The sequence below is a fragment of the Pseudonocardia sp. Ae717_Ps2 genome (genome assembly GCF_001932475.1).
GTDB lineage: Bacteria > Actinomycetota > Actinomycetes > Mycobacteriales > Pseudonocardiaceae > Pseudonocardia.
In genome coordinates this window covers 3,187,518-3,204,404 of sequence record NZ_MCIS01000001.1, presented here as the reverse complement: position 1 = coordinate 3,204,404, position 16,887 = coordinate 3,187,518, and the positions used below count along the sequence as shown (strand labels likewise).

17 protein-coding genes are annotated in these 16,887 nt (G+C 74.7%); 11 read left to right on the top strand and 6 right to left on the bottom strand.

Annotated elements, in window-relative coordinates:
- Positions 1-4: 4 nt before the first annotated feature.
- Positions 5-1,333: an Ig-like domain-containing protein gene (locus Ae717Ps2_RS14870; RefSeq protein ID WP_233147567.1), complete on the bottom strand. Its 1,329-nt coding sequence runs from the start codon at positions 1,331-1,333 to the stop codon at positions 5-7.
- A gap of 107 nt (positions 1,334-1,440) precedes the next feature.
- On the opposite strand from Ae717Ps2_RS14870, the gene Ae717Ps2_RS14865 reads away from it, so the two are divergent.
- The 8 genes from Ae717Ps2_RS14865 to Ae717Ps2_RS14830 all read left to right on the top strand — a co-directional run bounded on the left by Ae717Ps2_RS14865 (position 1,441) and on the right by Ae717Ps2_RS14830 (position 10,541).
- Positions 1,441-2,640: a cysteine desulfurase-like protein gene (locus tag Ae717Ps2_RS14865; protein WP_075333515.1), complete on the top strand. Its 1,200-nt coding sequence runs from the start codon at positions 1,441-1,443 to the stop codon at positions 2,638-2,640.
- Positions 2,641-2,663: 23 nt separating this feature from the next.
- The gene (locus tag Ae717Ps2_RS14860) at positions 2,664-3,860 is read left to right on the top strand and encodes an ABC transporter substrate-binding protein (protein ID WP_075333514.1); all 1,197 of its coding nucleotides are present in this window, start codon (positions 2,664-2,666) and stop codon (positions 3,858-3,860) included.
- Positions 3,857-4,978, top strand: a complete 1,122-nt coding sequence (locus Ae717Ps2_RS14855; RefSeq protein WP_075306784.1) for an iron ABC transporter permease — start codon at positions 3,857-3,859, stop codon at positions 4,976-4,978. The genes Ae717Ps2_RS14860 and Ae717Ps2_RS14855 overlap by 4 nt, the downstream gene beginning before the upstream one ends.
- Positions 4,975-5,772 (top strand): ABC transporter ATP-binding protein, encoded by a 798-nt coding sequence (locus Ae717Ps2_RS14850; RefSeq protein ID WP_075306783.1) that lies wholly within the window; start codon positions 4,975-4,977, stop codon positions 5,770-5,772. The genes Ae717Ps2_RS14855 and Ae717Ps2_RS14850 overlap by 4 nt, the downstream gene beginning before the upstream one ends.
- Positions 5,773-6,188: 416 nt before the next feature.
- Positions 6,189-7,016, top strand: coding sequence for a uridine monophosphate kinase (locus tag Ae717Ps2_RS14845; RefSeq protein WP_020625931.1), 828 nt, complete (start codon positions 6,189-6,191; stop codon positions 7,014-7,016).
- A complete protein-coding gene (locus Ae717Ps2_RS14840) occupies positions 7,013-7,822 on the top strand; it encodes a molybdenum storage protein subunit alpha (protein ID WP_075306782.1) in 810 nt (269 codons plus the stop codon). Before Ae717Ps2_RS14845 ends, Ae717Ps2_RS14840 begins: the two co-directional genes overlap by 4 nt.
- Positions 7,823-7,917: 95 nt before the next feature.
- Positions 7,918-9,078 carry an epoxide hydrolase family protein gene (locus tag Ae717Ps2_RS14835; RefSeq protein WP_075333513.1) on the top strand — a complete coding sequence of 387 codons (1,161 nt, stop codon included), beginning with the start codon at positions 7,918-7,920 and terminating at the stop codon, positions 9,076-9,078.
- 113 nt (positions 9,079-9,191) lie between these two features.
- Positions 9,192-10,541, top strand: coding sequence for a uracil-xanthine permease family protein (locus Ae717Ps2_RS14830; RefSeq protein ID WP_020625934.1), 1,350 nt, complete (start codon positions 9,192-9,194; stop codon positions 10,539-10,541).
- A 21-nt stretch (positions 10,542-10,562) separates the two neighbouring features.
- On the opposite strand, the gene Ae717Ps2_RS14825 is transcribed toward Ae717Ps2_RS14830, so the two are convergent.
- On the bottom strand, positions 10,563-11,246 hold the full coding sequence (locus tag Ae717Ps2_RS14825; protein WP_143510390.1) for a TVP38/TMEM64 family protein: 684 nt from the start codon (positions 11,244-11,246) through the stop codon (positions 10,563-10,565).
- A 146-nt stretch (positions 11,247-11,392) separates the two neighbouring features.
- Between Ae717Ps2_RS14825 and Ae717Ps2_RS14820 the strand changes: the two genes are divergently transcribed.
- On the top strand, positions 11,393-11,785 hold the full coding sequence (locus Ae717Ps2_RS14820) for a hypothetical protein (RefSeq protein WP_075306779.1): 393 nt from the start codon (positions 11,393-11,395) through the stop codon (positions 11,783-11,785).
- Here Ae717Ps2_RS14820 and Ae717Ps2_RS36140 read toward each other — a convergent pair.
- From Ae717Ps2_RS36140 to Ae717Ps2_RS14805, 4 genes are read right to left on the bottom strand one after another with little or no spacing between them, the layout of a single operon-like run.
- Positions 11,748-11,960 carry a hypothetical protein gene (locus tag Ae717Ps2_RS36140; protein ID WP_139318745.1) on the bottom strand — a complete coding sequence of 71 codons (213 nt, stop codon included), beginning with the start codon at positions 11,958-11,960 and terminating at the stop codon, positions 11,748-11,750. The two genes, Ae717Ps2_RS14820 and Ae717Ps2_RS36140, sit on opposite strands and share 38 nt — an antisense overlap.
- 3 nt (positions 11,961-11,963) lie before the next feature.
- The gene (locus Ae717Ps2_RS14815; protein ID WP_075333511.1) at positions 11,964-13,010 is read right to left on the bottom strand and encodes a DUF4185 domain-containing protein; all 1,047 of its coding nucleotides are present in this window, start codon (positions 13,008-13,010) and stop codon (positions 11,964-11,966) included.
- 10 nt (positions 13,011-13,020) lie between these two features.
- Positions 13,021-13,764: an enoyl-CoA hydratase/isomerase family protein gene (locus Ae717Ps2_RS14810; protein WP_075306777.1), complete on the bottom strand. Its 744-nt coding sequence runs from the start codon at positions 13,762-13,764 to the stop codon at positions 13,021-13,023.
- Positions 13,764-14,648 carry an alpha/beta fold hydrolase gene (locus tag Ae717Ps2_RS14805; protein WP_075333510.1) on the bottom strand — a complete coding sequence of 295 codons (885 nt, stop codon included), beginning with the start codon at positions 14,646-14,648 and terminating at the stop codon, positions 13,764-13,766. Before Ae717Ps2_RS14805 ends, Ae717Ps2_RS14810 begins: the two co-directional genes overlap by 1 nt.
- Before the next feature lie 188 nt (positions 14,649-14,836).
- Between Ae717Ps2_RS14805 and Ae717Ps2_RS14800 the strand changes: the two genes are divergently transcribed.
- Both Ae717Ps2_RS14800 and Ae717Ps2_RS14795 read left to right on the top strand, forming a co-directional pair.
- Positions 14,837-16,129 (top strand): MFS transporter, encoded by a 1,293-nt coding sequence (locus tag Ae717Ps2_RS14800; protein ID WP_075306775.1) that lies wholly within the window; start codon positions 14,837-14,839, stop codon positions 16,127-16,129.
- Positions 16,130-16,221: 92 nt separating this feature from the next.
- On the top strand, positions 16,222-16,767 hold the full coding sequence (locus Ae717Ps2_RS14795) for a DUF4334 domain-containing protein (protein ID WP_060712062.1): 546 nt from the start codon (positions 16,222-16,224) through the stop codon (positions 16,765-16,767).
- The last annotated feature ends 120 nt before the right edge of the window (positions 16,768-16,887 follow it).

Genomic DNA, 16,887 nt, shown 5'->3' with positions numbered 1-16,887 from the left:
GGGGTCAGGACAGGGCGCTGAGCGAGCGCCACTCGTCCCAGGGGATCGTCCAGTCGTACAGGTCGCCGTCGCGGGCGGTCAGCGGCTGCGAGCTGCCGGTCACCTCGACCGGGTCGCCGAAGGTCGCGCTCGCGAAGAACTCCTTGGCGTCGCGGGTGGACAGGTTGATGCAACCGTGGCTGACGTTGCGGCTGCCCTGCGCCCACGACGAGGCGGGGTTGGCGTGGATGAACTCGCCGTTGTTGGAGATCCGGACCGCCCAGAACTGGGGCTCGTCGACGTAGCCGTAGTCGGGGTTGCTCATCAGCACCTTCTCCGACTTCGCCATGACGACGTGGATCCCGGAGCGGGTCACCCGGCGGGGGTCGGACTCCAGGCCGTAGGAGGCGTCGTAGCGGGCGATCTCCTTCCCGTCGCGGACGACGACGATCGCGTGGCTGCGGGTGTCGGCCTTCACGACCTGGCTGCGCCCCACGGTGAACGTCCGGTCGAGGTCCTCGGTCATGAAGGTGCCGTCGCCGAGGTCGAGTCCGCGCAGCGCGCCCCGCACCTGGACCCGGGTGTGCGCGGGCCAGTAGGACTTCGGCCGGTAGTGCACCCGCGAGCCCTCGGCGGTGTCGGGCAGCCACGCCCAGGCGCCCTCGACCGGCCGCGACGTGGTGACGCTCAGCGCCCGCTCGACGGTGGCCTTCGCGGCGTCGGGGAGCTTCTCGCCGAAGGTGAGCACGACCGGGGCGCCGATGCCGACCTCGCCGCCGTCGCGGATGTTCATGGTGGCGTCGACGGTGTCGTCCGGGTCGACGGTGGTGAACGGGGCCGCGGGCACCGGGCGACGGTCCTGCGGGCCCAGCACCCAGCTGCCCGACCAGTGGTAGGTGGTCGCGAAGTCCAGCGGTTCCGTGGCGGTCCAGCTGCGGCCGTCGGGGGACAGGGTGCCCGCGACGGTGACCGGTCCGTCGTCGGAGTCGGCGGTGAGCGCGACGCCCTCGAGGGTCCCGGTGCTGACCTCGGTGCGGACCGGGCCGCGCGGGGCGACCGGCGCTTCACCGGCCGGGACACTGGTGAGGACCTCGGGGACCGGGGGTGCGGGGGGCACGGCCGGGGCCGGCCGGAGGCGGTCGACGGCGCCGGCGAGGTTGCGGGCCAGCGAGTCGACGCCGCCGCTGACGGCGTCACCGATCCGCCCGCCCGCCATCGCGGCGGTCCCGCCCGCGACGAGGACCACCAGTGCGACCAGCGAGGTCACGAGCACCGCCCAGGCGCGACGGTGCACCGAGCGTCGCCGTCGACGTGGGGCGTGGCGCCCGCGCGAGTGCTCCCAGGACCTCGACATGGGAGGAATCATGGCCCGCGTGTCACCCACACGGGCGGTACGACACCCCGATGACATGTGTTCGTTGTCCGGGCGTGGGCCGGGCGCCGGCGTGACAGGGTGCGGTCATGAGCTACGACGTCGCCGCCGTCCGCAGCCGTTTCCCCGCCCTGCGCGCCGGGATCGCCCACTTCGACGGGCCGGGCGGCTCCCAGGTCCCGGACTCGGTCGCGGGGGCGGTCGCGGCCGCCATGACCTCCCCGCTGGCCAACCGCGGCACGGTCACCAGCGGTGAGCGCGCCGCCGACGCGATCGTGCTCGGCGCCCGCGCCGCGATGGCCGACCTGCTCGGCGCCGACCCGCGCGGGATCGTGTTCGGGCGCAGCATGACCGCGCTGACCTTCGCCCTCGCCCGGACGCTGGCCGCGACCTGGTCGCCGGGCGACGAGATCGTCGTGACCTGCCTCGACCACGACGCGAACATCCGCCCCTGGGTGATCGCCGCGCAGGCCGCCGGGGTGACGGTGCGGTGGCTGGACTTCGACCCCGACACCACCGAGCTCGACGACGTGACGCCGCTGCTGTCCGACCGCACCCGGCTCGTCGCGGTGACGGGTGCGTCGAACCTGGTCGGGACCCGCCCCGACCTGCCCGCGATCGCCGCCGCCGTGCACGCAGCCGGGGCGCTGTTCATGGTCGACGGCGTGCACCTGACGGCGCACGCACCGATCGACCTCGCCGCGATCGGCGCCGACCTCTACGCCTGCTCGCCCTACAAGTTCGTCGGCCCGCACTGCGGGGTGCTCGCCGCCGACCCGGCGTTGCTGGAGACGCTGCGCCCGGCGAAGCTGGCGCCGTCGAGCGACGCGGTGCCCGAGCGGTTCGAGCTCGGCACCCTGCCCTACGAGCTGCTCGCCGGCACCACCGCCGCCGTCGAGTTCCTCGCCGCGCTGGACCCGTCGGCGACCGGGGACCGCCGGGCGCGCCTGCTGGCGTCGATGGCGGCGGTCGAGGAGCACGAGCGCCCGCTGCGCGAGCGCATCGAGACCCACCTGGCCGCGCTGCCCGGGGTCACGGTGCGGTCCCGGGCGGCCCGGCGGACCCCGACCCTGCTGGTGACCTTCGACGACCGCGACCCGGTCGAGGCCTACCGGTACCTGGCGCAGCGGCGGATCGCGGCGCCGGCCTCGTCGTTCTACGCGCTGGAGTGCTCGCGGCGGCTCGGCCTGGGGGACACCGGCTCCCTGCGGATCGGGCTGGCCTGCTACACCGCCGACGACGACGTCGACCGGCTCCTGGACGGGCTCTCCGCCTTCGTCGGGGCCTGATCCACATATGTGAGACTGTTCAGGTGACGTGTCATCGATGGGTCCTCGCGGCCCTGCTCGCACTGGCCGTCGTCGCAGGCTGCTCCGCGCCCGCCACGGCACCGCCCGCCCCCGGTGGGGCCGGCGCCGCGGCGCAGGACTGCGTGCCGGGCGCCGCGTCCGCCCCGGACGACACGGTCGCCTTCACCCACGCCACCAACGTCACGATCACCGGCGGCGACGGCTACCGGGTCCTGACCGTCCGCACGCCCTTCCCGGGTGGGCAGCCGCAGTCGGTGGTGCTCGTCGGCTGCGGGCAGGGCGACCCGGCGCTGCCCGCGGCACTCGCCGGGGCCCCGGTCGTGCACACCCCGGTGAGCGGGATCTTCGCCGGCTCGACCACCCAGCTGCCGATGATCACCGAGCTGGGCGGGCTCGACCGGATCACCGGCGTCGGCGGGGCCGCGCTGGTCACCGACCCGGCCGTTCGTGCCCGCGTCGCCTCCGGCGCCGCCGTCGACTTCGCGCCGAACTCGACGATCGACGCCGAGGCGGTCGTCGCCGCCGCGCCGCCGGTCGTGCTCTCGGCCGGGACCGACGACGCGGCGTTCCCGGCACTGTCCGCGGCCGGGATCCCGGTGGTCGGCTGGGCGGACTACCTGGAGACCGGCCCGCTCGGCCAGGCCGAGTGGATCAAGGTCGCGGGGGCGCTGACCGGTCAGGACGCCCGCGCCGCGGAGATCTTCGACGGCATCGCGGGCCGCTACGCCGACCTCGTCGGTCGCGTGCGTGGCCTGCCGCCGACCCCGATCGTCGCCGGTCAGCCCTACCAGGGCACCTGGAACGTCCCGGCCGCCGAGTCGACCGCCGGCATTCTCTTCCGTGACGCCGGTGCCACCTGGCTGGGTGCCGGGATGCCGGGCACCGGCACCCAGGCGCAGTCGCTGGAGCGGGTGCTGGCCGACGACGGCGACGCCCGCATCTGGCTCGCCGACGGCCCGTTCGCCACGACCGCCGACGTCGCCGCGGTCGACCCGCGGCTGTCCTCGCTCGCCGCGGTCCGCCCCGGCGGGCAGCTGTGGACCCGCGACAGGGCCACCACCCCCGACGGCGGCAACCCCCTCTACGAGCGCGGCGCGCTCCACCAGGACGAGATCCTCGCCGACCTCGTCGCGATCCTGCACCCACAGGTCCTGCCCGGCCACGCCTTCACCTACTACCGGCAGGTGCCCGCCGGATGAGGCCGGCCGCACCGGCGTCGCCCGCCGCGGCGAGCCGGGTCCCGGACCGGGCCGGGCAGCGCTCGGGGCGCCGCGCACCGCTGGTCCTGATGCTGCTCGCGGTCGGGGTCGTCGTGCTGTTCGCCCTCGCCGTGTCGACCGGTTCGGTGGTGATCGGGCTCGATCGGACGCTGTCGGCGCTGTTCGGCACCGGCACCCCCGACGCCCGGCTCGACCTGCTCGTCACCGACCTGCGGGTGCCGCGGGCGGTGACCGCGACGGCCGTCGGTGTCGGGCTGGGCACCGCGGGGCTGCTCACCCAGACCCTGTTCCGCAACCCGCTGGCCGAGCCCTACGTGCTCGGGGTCAGCGCGGGCGCCGGGCTCGGCGTCGCGCTGGTGACCACCCTCGGGGCGGCTGCGGGGGCCGCCGCGTTCGCCACCGGTGGGCTCGGGGCCACACCGGTCGTCGGGGGACGGTTCACCACGGTCGCGGCCGCGGCGGTCGGTGCCGCCGCCGTGCTCGCGCTGGTGCTGGCGCTGTCGCGGTTCGCCCGGTCGGTGACCGCGCTGCTGGTGATCGGCGTGATGCTGGGGTCGGCGGTCACCTCGGTGGTCAGCCTGCTGCTGGTCTGGACCGACCCGCGCACCGCGCAGCAGTACCTGATGTGGGGCCTCGGCTCGGTGTCCGGCGTCGGCCGCGGCGAGCTGCCGATCCTCGGCGGGATCGTCGCGGCCGGGCTGGTGGGGGTCCTCGTGCTGGCCAAGCCACTGGACGGACTGCTGCTCGGCGACGACTACGCCCGCACCGCGGGCGTCGACGTCGCCCGGGTGCGGCTGGCAGTGCTGGGAGTCGCCGCGGTGCTCGCCGGGACGGTCACCGCGTTCTGCGGGCCGATCGGGTTCCTCGGCATCGCCGTGCCGCACCTGGCCCGGTTGGCGGTCGGCACCTCGCGGCACCGGGTGCTCGTCCCGGCCACCGCGCTGACCGGTGCGCTGGTCGGGCTGGCGTGTGCGGTCGTCGCGAACCCGCCGGGGGTCGGCACGGTGATCCCGCTGAACGTGGTGACCTCACTGGTCGGGGCACCGGTGGTGATCGCGGTGCTGCTGCGCTCCCGACGCCTGGGCGCGGCCTCGTGAACGCCGGGCTGGTGCTGACCGGGCTCGTCGCCGGGTACGCGCAGGGCAGGACGCTGCGCCGGGCCCGGGTGTGCCCGGTGCTGTCCCGGGTGGACGCCGTCGCCGCGCGGGGCGAGCTGACCGTGCTGCTCGGGGCGAACGGCACGGGCAAGTCGACGCTGCTGCGGACCCTCGCCGGGCTGGCGCCCGCGCTGGGCGGCGCGGTGACCCTCGACGGCACCGACCTGCTGGCGCTGCGGCCGCCCGAACGGGCCCGCCGGGTCGGTGTGGTGCTGACCGACCGGCCGGACCCCGGGCAGCTGACCGGCCGCGACGTCGTCGAGCTGGGGCGGTTGCCGCACACCGGCGCCGCCGGTGTGCTCACCGCGGGGGACGAGGCCGCCGTCGACGCCGCGATCGACGCGGTCCGCGCCGGCCCCCTCGCCGGACGTCCGATGGCCCGGATGTCCGACGGTGAGCGGCAGCGGATGATGGTCGCCCGCGCACTGGCCCAGCAGCCGTCGCTGCTGCTGCTCGACGAGCCGAGCGCGTTCCTCGACGTCTCCTCGCGGGTCGCGCTCCTCGGGACGCTGCGCCGGCTCGCGGGGGAGCAGGACCTCGCGGTGCTGCTGTCCACCCACGACCTGGAACCGGCGCTGCGCCTGGCGGACCGGGCCTGGCTGCTCGACGGCGCCGGCGCGCTGTGCACGGGGACGCCCGGCGAGCTGGCCGCCTCCGGGGCGGTGGGGGCGGCGTTCGACACCGACGAGCTGGCCTTCGACGCGTCGACCGGCACGTTCCGTCTGCGCGTCTGAGGCGCCGTGCCGTCGCGCTGCCGTGCCGTCGTGCTGGCGCGCTGCCCTGCACCCGTCCGGCCGTCGCCCCGTCCGCTCGTGCTCGGCGTCCCGGGACACGAGCGGCGGGGCCGGAACCCGTGCGACGCCGCGCGTAGCGGGGGTGTGCCGTGGGTGCGGGGGCGGAGCGCGGAGTGGGCCGGAGCTGCGGAGCGGGCTCCGGCCAGTGGCAGGGATCACCCGGACGGCGTCGTGACCAGCGGATGCGGGCCGGTCGAGCGCGACCGGCCGCGCCGACGGAGCGCCGCCCGGGTCCGGTACCGCAGCCCGGCCGATGGCGCCCGTGGCGTCGGCGGCACGACGTGGCCCGGAGTCGCTAGGTTCGCCTCGACCGCGCAGCCCGTCCGGGTGCGCGCACCCGAACACGAGGAGATGCGATGACGCACGCCGCGAGCGCGGCCGAGCTCGAGTCGCTGCTGCTGACCCGGTCGCTCGATGACCCGGAGCTCGCCGCGGCCACCGAGCGGACGTCCGACACCCGGGTCCTACCCGACGTGTCGGTGGTCAAGGTCGGTGGACAGAGCTTCATCGACCGTGGTCGTGAGGCGGTGTTCCCGCTGGTCGAGGAGCTGCTGGAGGCCCGGTCGACGCACCGGCTGCTGATCGGCACCGGCGGGGGCACCCGCGCCCGGCACGCGTACTCCCTGGCCGCCGAGCTCGGCCTGCCCACCGGTGTGCTCAGCTCGGTCGGCAGCGCCGTCGCCGGGCAGAACGCCACCATGCTCGGCTACCTGATGGCCCGGCACGGGGTGCCGGTCGTCGCCGGGGGCGGGTTCGACGCGCTGCCCCTGTCGTTGTCCGAGGTCCGGGCGGCGATCTTCGCGGGCATGCCGCCGTACGCGATGTGGCAGCCCCTGCCCGACGAGGGCGTGATCCCGCCCTACCGCACCGACGCGGGCTGCTACCTCGTCGCCGAGACCTACGGCTGCAAGAACATGATCTTCGTCAAGGACGAGGACGGCCTCTACACCGCGAACCCGAAGAACGACCCGTCGGCGACGCTGATCCCGGAGATCACCGTCGACGAGCTGATCGAGCGGGACCTGCCCGACCTGATCGTCGAGCGCCCGGTGCTGGAGCTCATGCGGCACGCGACGCACGTCCGCTCGATCCAGATCGTCAACGGTCTCAAGCCCGGCAACCTCACCCGCGCGCTCGCCGGCGAGCACGTGGGCACGATCATCACCGCGGGAGACGCCCGATGAGCACCACCCACCCCAAGGACGTCGAGTCGCCGCTGGCCCGCCAGACCCTGCTCGACCGCGAGCAGGTCCGCCCCGTCGACCAGCAGCAGCCGGTCATCCGGATGCTGCCCCGCCTGCGCGTCGTCGTGCTCGGCGGCCGCTCGATCGTCGACCGCGGCCGCGACGTGCTGCTGCCGATCGTCGAGGAGCTGCGCGCCGCGATCTCCGGGGACCCGCTGCTGATCGCCACCGGCGCCGGGATCCGCGCTCGGCACGCGCTCGGCGTCGGCCTCGACCTGGGCCTGCCGACCGGCGCGCTCGCCGAGATCGCCGGTCGTGAGGCCGAGCAGAACGGGCATCTCGTCGCCGCGCTGCTCGCCGAGCAGGGCGTCGCCTACCTCGGGCACGGCACCGTCGCCCACCAGCTGCCGGTGCACCTGGCCGCGTCCAACGCCGCCGTCACCAACGGCTACCCGCCCTACGGCGTGCACGAGCTGCCCGCGGCGGCGGGGAAGATCCCGCCGCACCGCACCGACACCGGCGCGCTGCTGCTGGCCGACGCCTGGGGCGCGGCGTCGCTGACCTACGTCCGCGACGTCGACGGCGTGCTCGACGGGGACCTCGACGGGGGCACCGTGCTGCGCACGGCGACCGCGGCCGACCTGCTCGCCGACCCCGCCCGGCCCCTGCCGATCGACCGGGAGGCCCTGCGCACGCTGCAGCGCGCCCGGCACGTCCGGTCGGTGCAGATCGTCAACGGCACCGTCGCCGGGACCGTGACGAAGGCCCTCGCCGGGGAGCACGTCGGGACCGTCGTCTCCGCCTGACCGCGGCACGCGGACCGGAGGAGTCCGGGTTCGGTGCCACGGTCGCGGCCATGGCACCTATGGCACCTATGGCACCTATGGCACCTATGGCACCTATGGCACCGACGGCAACGACGGCAACGAACCCGTTCCCCGTCCCGCAGGCGGAGATCGACCGTCTGCACGCCCGCCTCGACGACACCCGCTGGCCGGACGTGCCGTCCGGTGCGGGGTGGTCCTACGGCGTCCCGCCCGGTCACCTGCGTGAGCTCGCCGACCGCTGGCGGCACCGCTTCGACTGGCGGGCCGTGGAGGAGCGGCTGGCCGCGGACTCCGTCGTCCTCGACACCCCCGACCACGTCGGGGTGCACGCGCTGTACCGCCGTTCGACGCGGCCCGATGCCGTCGGGCTGCTGCTGGTGCACGGCTGGCCGTCCACCCCGGCGGAGTTCCTCGGGCTGCTGGGGCCGCTCACCGAGCCCGGGGACGCGACGCTCCCGGCGTTCCACGTCGTCGCCCCGTCACTGCCCGGGTTCGGGTTCTCCGGTCCGACCCGCGACCTCGGCTGGGACGTCGACCGGCACGCCCGCTGCCTCACCGACCTCATGTCGGCCCTGGGCCACGACCGCTTCCTGGCCCAGGGCGGCGACTACGGCTCGATGATCGCGCCCGAGATCGCCCGCCGGGACCCCGGCCGGGTGCTGGGGGTGCACCTCAACGCGCTGGTCGGCGCGTCCCCCGACCCGTCGGCGGCCGACCCGCTCGCCGGCCTGACCGACGCCGAGCGGGCCCGTGTCGCCGAGCTCGGCGAGACGTGGCCCGGGCGCAGTGGGTACGCCGCGATCCAGAGCACCCGCCCGTCCACGCTCGGCTACGCGATGATCGACTCCCCGGTCGGGCTGCTGGCCTGGCACCTCGAGTGGTTCGTCGACTACGACCCGGACACGACCCGGCAGACCCCCGTGGACCCGGACGCCTACCTCGCCGACGTCGCGAGCTTCTGGTTCACCCGCACCGCCGGGTCCGCGATGCGCCTGTACCGGGAGATCGCGCCCACGGCGTTCCGGGAGACCCGCCCGCCCTCGGGGGTGCCGACCGCGGTGCTGAACCTGCTCGGCGACCACGCCGTGCGGCCGTTCGTGGAGCGGTCGCACCGGGTGGTGCGCTGGACCGAGCACGACCGCGGCGGGCACTTCGCCGCGTTGCAGGCCCCGGACCTGCTGCTCGACGACGTCCGGGCCTTCGCCGCGACCCTGTCCGGGGCGATCGGCACCTGAGCGCAGCCGGGCTGCGCCGGCGCACCCCGAACCGGACGAAACAGCTGTAACGGCGCGTCACACGGGGGTCATCCGGACGGGGCACCGTCGTCGCATCCGACCGAGGAGGAGCGATGGCGACCACCGCACCCCGACCCGCGCCCACGCCGGACCGCAGTGACATCGAGACGATGCCGCCGCTGCGCGAGGCCGTCCCGCTCGGGCTCCAGCACGTGCTGGCCATGTTCGCCAGCAACCTGACCCCGGCGTTCCTGCTGGCCACCGCGGTGGAGGCGACACCGGCCCAGCGGACCCTGCTCATCCAGGGTGCGCTGCTGTGCGCCGGCCTCGCGACGCTGCTGCAGACCATCGGGTTCTCCATCGTCGGCGGCCGGCTGCCGATCATGATGGGCTCGGGGTTCGTGTTCATCTCGGTCGCGGTGCCGCTGGCCGCCGAGCGCGGGCTCGCCGCGGTGTGGGGCGCGGTGCTGGTCACCGCGGTCGTCCAGGTGGTGATCGCGCTGAACATCCACCGGATCGCCTGGCTGTTCCCGCCCCTGGTCACCGGCACGATCATCCTGGTGATCGGGCTCGGTCTGCTGCCGTCGGCGTTCACCCTCGCCGCGGGCGGGGCGGGCTCGCCGACCTTCGGCGCCGCGGCGAACCTGGGGCTGGCCGCGTTCGTGCTCGTGCTCGCCGTCGTGCTCAACCGGTGGGGGCGCGGGCTGCTCGGCACGGCGGCGGTGCTGATCTCGCTGGTCGTGGGCTACCTCGTTGCGCTGGCGCTGGGCATGGTGGACCTGGCCGGGGTCGGGCCCGCGGGCTGGGTGGCGTTCCCGACGCCGTTCGCGTTCGGGCTGAGCTTCGACGTGGTCGCGATCCTGACCGTGGCCGTCGTCGGCGTGGTCAACATGGTCGACTCCGTGGGGACCGTCAACGCCGTCACCCAGGCCGGGGCCCGGCGCCCCGCCACCACCCGGGAGCTGCGCGGCGGGATCCTCGCCGAGGGCGGCAGCGCGCTGCTCGGCGCGGTCTTCTCCGCGCTGCCCACCACCATGTTCAGCCAGAACATCGGGCTCATCGCGCTCACCCGCCAGATGAGCAGGCACGTGGTGACGATCGCGGCCGGGGTCCTCGTCGCGATGGCGCTGCTGCCCAAGGCCGCGGCGGTGATCGGGGCGACGCCGCCCGCGGTGCTCGGCGGCGGGGTCGTGCTGCTGTTCGGAATGGTGTGCGCGATCGGGATCCAGATGCTCACCGAGCGCGGTCTCGACCAGCGTGCCCTGGTGGTCGTCGCGCTGTCGGTCGGGCTCGGGCGCGGCCTGGCGTCGGTGCCGAACCTGCTGGCGCTGGTGCCCGGGCAGTGGCGCCCGCTGCTGGAGTCCGGCGTCGTCGTGACGGCGGTGGTGGCGGTGCTGCTGAACCTGGTGCTGCCGGGCCGTCCCGAGCGGGACGCCGCGACGGCGGGCACACCGCCCGCGTGAGGCCCGGCCGGCCGTGGCGGGTCAGGCCACCGGGGCCGGCGGCACCGGTGCCGTCTCCGTCCGCCGGGCAGTCCGCCCGGCCCGCCGCCGTGTCCGGGACGCCACCAGCGCCGCGACGGTCAGCACCACCAGCCCGGCGACCGCGACGAGGAACGGCACCGAGCCCGGGTCCCCGCCATAGGCGCCGATGGTCACGAACGCCACGGCCGAGGGCAGCACGCCCAGCACGGACCCGGCGAGGTAGTCGCGCAGCCGGATCGCGGTCAGCCCGCAGGCGTAGCTGAGCACCGGGAACGGGATGACCGGCAGAAGCCTGCCCCCGGCGACGGCCCACAGCCCGCCCCGGCGCAGCCGCGCGTCGAGACGGTGGATGCGGGCGCTGCCGATCCCGGCGACGACCTCGCGGCCCAGCGTCCGCGACAGCACGAAGCCGATCAGCGAGCCGACGGCGACCGCGGTCATCGTCGTCGCCAGGCCGACGGGCAGGCCGAACAGGACGCCGTCGGCGATGCCCATCACGGTCGCGGGCGCCGGGACCAGGGTGAACCCGACGAACAGCAGCGTGAACAGGACCGGCGCCGCCCAGCCCGCGGCCGCCGTCGTCGCACGGACGCCCTCGACCGTCGGCCAGCCGGTGACCAGCAGGACCGCGGAGCCCGCGATCACCAGCGTCACCAGCAGCACGGGTCGCCACCATCGGGCCACCGTCGACCACCTCCACCCGGATCTACGAGCGGGGTACCCGCGGGGTTCGGGCGAGCATCGGCACGACCCGGTGAACGGCGACCGGTGTGCGGCGGCCGACAGGTGTCCGGTGCGAGGGTGTCCGGTATGACACAGTTGTCGCCCTGATGAGACGTCCTGCGCGCACCCGCACCCTGCTGGGGTGGATCGCCGTCGCGTTCGTCGGAGTGTGGATCGTCGGGACGGTCGCGCTGATCGCGGCGGCCGGCGAGCGCGGCGCCGACGACCCCGCTGCGCTCCACGACCGGGCCGGCGCCGCGCTGCGGAGCCCCGACGGCGGTGCCCGGCTGCACGAGCTGCTGCTCGACGCCCCGGACCGGGGTTTCGCCGACGACTACGTCGAACGCCTGCAGGCGGCCGGGTCACCCGTCGTGCTGCCCACCGGAGCGGACCGGGTCGAGATCCGCTCGGGTCCGGTGCTGGTGACGCTGTCGGTCACCGAGGAGGCGGGCCGCTGGTACCTCAGCCTCCTGCCGCCCGGCGGGCAGGAACCCGGCTGACCCCGGGGCACCGCCACGGCCTCCTCGGCCGGAGTGCGGGCCCGGGGGCGGCCGCGACGACGACACCGGGGAACCCGGTCAGCAGCCGCGGCACGACCCGGCGCAGCCGCCGGACGGCGGCGGGAGCGTCGATGTCGTCGAGGCGGGCCTGCAGGACCAGCTCCCCGTTACCCACTTCTCATGACGCCCGGACCTCGGACTGCTCCGTCCGCAGCAGCTCCGTGACGTCCGTCCGGAACTGCATCGCGCGGTACGGCCAGTGGGTGGTGGTGTTCCACTGGCTGACGACGAGGTGCAGGTCGTCGAGCGTCGAGCCGGGGACGACGTAGCCGCCGTAGAGCTGCGCGACGCGGCCGGTGGCGTGGTCCTCGTCGTCCCAGCCGCAGCCGGTGAGCACGGTGGTCCGCGGGGCACGGTGCAGGTCGGCGTTCGGCCGATCGAGCAGCAGCGTGTCGATCCGGTAGTTCCCGGCGTCGAAGACGGTGAGCAGCAGGTGCTCGCGCCCGTCCGGGCCCGGGACCCGGCGCAGGTTGAGCTCGCCGAAGGCACCCGGCAGCGTCAGCGTCGGCGGGTTGCCCCAGTCCCAGCGCTCCCCGGCGAAGCCCCACGGCTCCCACGCGTCGCGGTCGGTGATCCGGTCGGCGGGCACCCGGTGCAGCAGCAGACCGTCGCGGCGCTGGAAGCCGGTGGTGTAGGCGTAGACGTACCCGTCGTCGCCGTCGCACCAGGTCAGCTGCTGGAACAGGCCGTCGTGGTGGTCGCCGGGCCAGTCGCAGCCGGTGCGCTCCCAGGTGACGCCGTTGTCGCGGGAGGCGATGATCTCGCTCCACAGCACGTTGCCGAGGCCCTTGTTGGCCATGACGTGCAGGTACATCGTGTCGCCGACGGTGATGACGTCGGCGGGCAGGATCGTGGTGACGCGGCGGTGCAGCCGGAACCAGTTCGTCGCCGGCTTGCTGACGAGCCGGCAGGCGTAGTCCGCGGTGTCGCCACCGGAACCGGTCCAGCGCAGGCCGGTCCGGAACCCGTCCGGGTCGGCGAACACCACGACCGGGGAGCGCCAGCCGGGCCCACCGACGCCGGCCCGCTCGAAGGTGTCGCCGAAGACGGCGACCAGGCGCCCGTCCGGCGCGGTGGCGAGGATGCCGAGGTCGGTGCCGCCGATCCCGAACCGGTCGGTGTGCCCGGGCCCGGTCAGGTCGGCGATCTTGGTCGTGACGGCCATGGCGGCGACCCTACGGCCGGTACCGCGCGATCGCGGCGCGGGTCGCGGGCAGCGCGAACACCTCCGCGAAGGTGTCGACGCTGGCCTCCACCGATCCGGTGATGCCCTGCTCGCGCCAGGTCTCGAGCAGCTCCTTCTGCGCCGCCAGGACCTCGCGGGTCGGGGCGAGCAGGGCCGCGACCAGCTCGTCGACGGCGGCGTCGAGCCCGGCGGGGGAGTCGACGAGCCGGTTCACCAGCGGGGCCGTCCCGGGTTCGTCGACCCGGTGCACGCTGCCGGTCAGGACCATCTCCTGGGCGAGCGCGGCGCCGACGTAGCGGGGCAGCAGCGCCGCGTCGACCACCGAGGGGATCCCGAGGCGCACCTCGGGCAGCCCCACCCGCACCCCGGTGTGGGCGACGCGAAGGTCGCAGGCCATGGCCAGCTCGAACGCGGCACCCAGGCAGGCGCCGTTCAGCCGGGCGATGGTCGGGACCGGCGCGGTGCGCACCACACGCAGGCAGGCCGCGAGCCGGGTGATGATCGCGCGACCGTCGCCGGGGTCGGCGTCGCGGAAGACGTCGAGGTGCATCCCGGCGCCGAAGGCCCGGTCCCCGGCACCGGTGACCACGACGACCCGCACCCGGTCCGGGAGGTCGGTGACGGCCGCGGCGACCGCGTCGACGTCGACGAGGTGCAGGGCGTTCGCGGCGTCGGGGCGGTCCAGGGTGACGGTCCGGACGGGGCCGTCGTCGCGCACCCGCGGGGTCCCCATCAGCGCACCGTCCGCGGCGGCGCGGCCGCCGCGGCCACCGCGTCGGCGAACACCTGCGGTGCCTCGACCGGGACGAAGTGCCCGACGCCGTCGACGGGGGTGACGGTCACCTCGGTGAAGAACTCCGGGAGCCGGTCGGACCAGTCGCGCGGGAACAGCGGGTCGTGCTCGGGCCACAGGAACGTCGTCGGGACGGTGACCCGGTCGGCCGGGTCGGGCGCGGTCTCGGCCAGCGAGCGGGCCACCGCGCCGCCGCCGGAGCGGTACCAGTTGATCGACGCGACGAACGCGCCCGGCGCCCCGTAGACGGCGGCGAGGTGGTCGAGGCGTTCGTCGTCGGGGGTGAACCCGGGCCCGGACCAGTGCGACCAGAAGTGGCGCAGGTACGCGCGGGCGGCACGGGTGTCGCCGTCGACGAGCTCGCGGGCCAGGTCGAGCTGGTGGAAGGACTGGTACCAGAACTCGCGCACCGGGTCCTCTCCCAGGATCCGCCTGCCGACACCGGGCGCCGGCGGGGTGACGACGAGCGCGCGCAGCAGGTCGGGCCGGTCCGCGGCGATCTGCTGGCCGACCCGGCTGCCGACGTCGTAGCCCGCGACGACCACCCCGGACAGGCCCAGCTCGTCCAGCAGCGCGGTCAGCGAGCGTGCCTGCGCGGCCGCCGAGTACTGCTCGGCCGGGTCGCGGTCGTGCTTCTCGGACGCGCCGAACCCGCGCAGGTCGGGGACGACCACCTCGTGCGCCGGGGCCAGCCGTGCGGCGACGGCGGCCATGTCCGTCCGGTCGCCCGGCCAGCCGTGCAGCAGCAGGACCGGAGGCGCACCGGGCTCGCCGTGGCGGTCGTAGGCCAGCCGGAAGCCGTCGGTGGCGGTGGACAGTGGCATCGCGGGGATCCTCCGGGGTCGTGGGGCGGCACCGGACCGCCCGGCCCGGTCTACCGAGAAGTGATGATGGGGTGCCCGGCGCGCGGCAGCGATACTCGGTCCGTTCCTCTCCCGATCGGTCCGGTCGATGTGTCGGGCCGCACCGGATACGGTTCGCCGACCGTTCGGCCGACACGTCAGGGGGAACCGTGTCCCAGCCAGCCAGCACCGGAACGACGGAGCGTCACCGCCTTCCGGTCCGGACGCTCGTCGCGGCGTCCATCGGCAACGCGGTCGAGTGGTACGACTGGACGATCTACGCGACGTTCTCGATCTATTTCGCGACGCAGATCTTCCCGCCCGAGAACGCGGCGCTAGCCCTCATCTCGACGCTGGCGACCTACGCGCTCGCCTTCTTCTTCCGGCCGCTGGGCGGTCTGCTGCTGGGCCGGTTCGCCGACCTCAAGGGGCGCCGGACCGCGATGCTGGTGACGATCCTGCTGATGGCGGGCGGCTCGTTCGTGATCGGCCTGCTGCCGACGTTCTCGATGATCGGCTGGTTCGCCCCGGTCCTGCTGCTGCTGGCCCGCATCGCGCAGGGCATGTCGCTGGGCGGGGAGGTCTCCAACGCGTCGGCCTACCTCGCCGAGATCGCCCCCCGTGAGCGGCGCGGGCGCTACTCGTCGTTCTTCTACATCTCCACCGGCACCGCGGTGCTGTTCGCCTCGCTCACCGGTTTCGTGCTGGCGGCGACGCTGACCGACGACCAGCTCGCCGCCTGGGGCTGGCGGATCCCGTTCCTGCTCGGCGGGGTGCTCGGCATCATCGGGCTCTGGATGCGCCGTCAGATGAGCGAGACCGAGCAGTTCGAGGACAACAAGGAGTCGGCGGCCCGGATCCGCAACCCGCTCCTACTGACCCTGCGCGAGCACCCGAAGGCGGTGGCGCAGCTCGTCGGCTTCACCATCCTGCACACCCTCTGCTACTACACGTTCTTCTCCGCACTGACGCCGTTCGCCACCCGCTCCCGCGGCGCGGACGCGACCGAGGTGTTCCTCGCGCTCTCGATCGCCACGGCGATCTTCGTCCTCCTGCAGTACCCGATGGGGGCCGCCGCCGACCGCTGGGGCCGCCGACCCCAGATGCTCGTCTGGTCCGCGGCCACCGCGCTGCTCGTCGTCCCGCTGTCGTTCCTCATCGGGCCCGGCTTCTGGAACATGTTCGTCGTGTTCACCGTCGGGCTGGGGCTCTACACAGCGATGACCTCGGTCGCGCCGGCGATCATGAGCGAGCTGTTCCCGACGACGGTCCGCGCCCTGGGCATCGGCGCCTGGTACAACCTGACCGTCGCCGTGTTCGGCGGGACGGCGCCGCTGGTCATCGCCTCGCTGCAGGAGGCGGACCTGGCGATCCTGTTCTTCGTCTACGTCGCCGTCGGGGCGGTGATCTCCTTCGTCGCGGTGCTGACCCTGCCGGAGACGAAGGGCTCCGCCCTGAGCTGACCCCGGTAGCCCGGTACCCCGCGAGCAGGGGCGGAGCGAGGTGCGGGTTGTACCGTTGATCGACACGCCGACGTTTCGATGGAGAGCTCGCGATGACCAGCACCGCACCGGCCGACACGCTCCGACACCTCGCGCACGGCGCCACCCTGGAGGAGGGCCTCGGCTTCTTCGACGCGCTGCCCGCCGTCGGGGTCGAGGAGATGCTGGGTGACTGGTCGGGCGGTGAGATCCCCACCGGCAACCCGATGGACGGGCTGCTGGGCCGCTTCGGCTGGCACGGCAAGCGGTTCGACGGCGTCGACGACGTCCACCCGCTCGTCATGGACCACCCCCGCGGCGGCCGGTTCTCCCTCAACCCCGCCCTGGTCCCGCTGCCCGCGCTGCTGCGCTACCCGGCCGCGCTGCGCAACGCGACCCTCGCGCGGATCGCCCGCACCGCGGGCCCCGCGCTCGCCACCCGGGCCCCGAAGGCACGGTTGCGCACCACCGAGTACCGCGGGGTCGCCAGCGCCACCATGTGCTACGACGACCTCCCGATCCACGACGTCTTCCGTCGCGTCGACGACGACACCGTGCTCGGCGCCATGGACATGCGCGGCCTGCCCCAGCCGTTCCTGTTCTTCCTGCGTCGCGAGTGACCGGGTGTCTCCCCGAGTGTGCTGGTCGCGAGCAGGCTGACGACATCGGCCGCCGGACGGGCGAGGTGACCAGCCCGGGGCCCCGGACCGTGAGAGCTAAACGGAGGGCTCCACTGCTTA

Coding starts and splice junctions, on each gene's coding strand:
- Ae717Ps2_RS14835 (WP_075333513.1), top strand. CDS start 7,918: ATGGCACCGACGGCAACGACGGCAACGAACCCGTTCCCCGTCCCGCAG.
- Ae717Ps2_RS14830 (WP_020625934.1), top strand. CDS start 9,192: ATGGCGACCACCGCACCCCGACCCGCGCCCACGCCGGACCGCAGTGAC.
- Ae717Ps2_RS14845 (WP_020625931.1), top strand. CDS start 6,189: ATGACGCACGCCGCGAGCGCGGCCGAGCTCGAGTCGCTGCTGCTGACC.
- Ae717Ps2_RS14855 (WP_075306784.1), top strand. CDS start 3,857: ATGAGGCCGGCCGCACCGGCGTCGCCCGCCGCGGCGAGCCGGGTCCCG.
- Ae717Ps2_RS14820 (WP_075306779.1), top strand. CDS start 11,393: ATGAGACGTCCTGCGCGCACCCGCACCCTGCTGGGGTGGATCGCCGTC.
- Ae717Ps2_RS14795 (WP_060712062.1), top strand. CDS start 16,222: ATGACCAGCACCGCACCGGCCGACACGCTCCGACACCTCGCGCACGGC.
- Ae717Ps2_RS14865 (WP_075333515.1), top strand. CDS start 1,441: ATGAGCTACGACGTCGCCGCCGTCCGCAGCCGTTTCCCCGCCCTGCGC.
- Ae717Ps2_RS14840 (WP_075306782.1), top strand. CDS start 7,013: ATGAGCACCACCCACCCCAAGGACGTCGAGTCGCCGCTGGCCCGCCAG.
- Ae717Ps2_RS14805 (WP_075333510.1), bottom strand. CDS start 14,648: ATGCCACTGTCCACCGCCACCGACGGCTTCCGGCTGGCCTACGACCGC.
- Ae717Ps2_RS14810 (WP_075306777.1), bottom strand. CDS start 13,764: ATGGGGACCCCGCGGGTGCGCGACGACGGCCCCGTCCGGACCGTCACC.
- Ae717Ps2_RS14870 (WP_233147567.1), bottom strand. CDS start 1,333: ATGTCGAGGTCCTGGGAGCACTCGCGCGGGCGCCACGCCCCACGTCGA.
- Ae717Ps2_RS14815 (WP_075333511.1), bottom strand. CDS start 13,010: ATGGCCGTCACGACCAAGATCGCCGACCTGACCGGGCCCGGGCACACC.